The following is a 1,098-nucleotide window of genomic DNA, read 5'->3' as shown; positions in this document are numbered from 1 at the left end:
CGCGACACCCCCTTCACGCACCCCCACGCACGCTCGCGCGCGGAGCCATGTGTGTGCCCCTCCGTGCGTAGGGCACATGTTCGGCGAACCGTCCGTCGTTCACATGCGTCTGTATGTATCCCTCAGCGTGGGTACCATGCGCTGCATCATTCATTTCGAGGGAGTGAACGGTTGTGAGCAGCCAGTCAGCCGCCGAGCTCCGATCGCGGTACGTGGAACAGGTCGCGTCGGAACTGGACGAGAACCGCAGGCGTCAGGAAGAACTCGCGCAGAAGATCGAGGTGTTGAAGCAGGAGGAGACCCTGCTGACGGACATCCTCGGACTCGCCGAGCGGTACGAGGGTTTCGCGGTCGCGTCGGCCCTGCCGGCGCAGAAGAGAGACGCGCCCGCCGTCGCGAAAGCGAAGCGCCGAGGCGCGAACGGGTCGATCGCACACGGCAGGGCGGCGAGCCGGTCGACTCCGACCGCGGCCAAGGCGAACGGCGGCGCGAAGGGCGCCACGCGTCGGCCGCTGCTCGGGGACCTGCTGATGACGCTGCTCAGCGGGCACGACGAGCCCCGCTCGGCGAAGGAACTGCGGGACGAACTCCTCAAGAAGCACCCGGACCGCAACCCGACACCGCAGGTGGTCAGGAACACGCTCGAATCCCTGGTCGCCAAGTCACGCATCGAGCGCCACAAGCAGCAGCGGTCCGTGATGTACACGGTCGTGAACCCGGCCGCCGCGGGCTGACGTCTGCCGCAGACTCCGGAGAACCAGCAAACCCACATACCTCAAACGTGTGTACCCGTTGGCCGTTCCCCTCCGGGACGTTGGCGCCCCGCTCAGGAACGGATGTTCCACAGACGGATCATCCTGTCGTCGCCTGCGCTGGCCAGCGTGTGCCCGTCCGGGCTGAACACCACCTGGTTCACACTCCCGGCGTGCTCGTCCAGGACGCACAGCAGCGCACCCGTACGGACGTCCCACAGGCGGACCTTCTTGTCCCCGGCCGCGGCGGCCAGGAGCCGTCCGTCCGGGCTGAACGCCACCTGGCTCACGTGCCTGGCGCCGAACCCACCCAGAGAGTGGCGCAGTTGCCCTGTGCGGGCATCCC

At 67.8% G+C, this 1,098-nt stretch carries 2 protein-coding genes; one reads left to right on the top strand and one right to left on the bottom strand.

Going from position 1 to position 1,098, the window contains the following annotated elements; translation table 11 throughout:
• Positions 1-173: 173 nt before the first annotated feature.
• Entirely contained in the window at positions 174-734 is a 561-nt protein-coding gene (locus tag AOK22_RS33890; RefSeq protein ID WP_208606480.1) for a hypothetical protein, read from the top strand.
• A gap of 92 nt (positions 735-826) precedes the next feature.
• Here the strand turns inward: AOK22_RS33890 and AOK22_RS33885 are convergent.
• Positions 827-1,098: WD40 repeat domain-containing protein (locus AOK22_RS33885; RefSeq protein ID WP_425264101.1), on the bottom strand; the 272-nt coding region annotated here is incomplete at its 5' end.

The organism is Streptomyces silaceus (assembly GCF_001419745.1).
Lineage (GTDB): Bacteria > Actinomycetota > Actinomycetes > Streptomycetales > Streptomycetaceae > Streptomyces > Streptomyces silaceus.
Note: the sequence above shows the minus strand (reverse complement) of the source record. Positions and strands in the feature narration are given on the sequence as shown.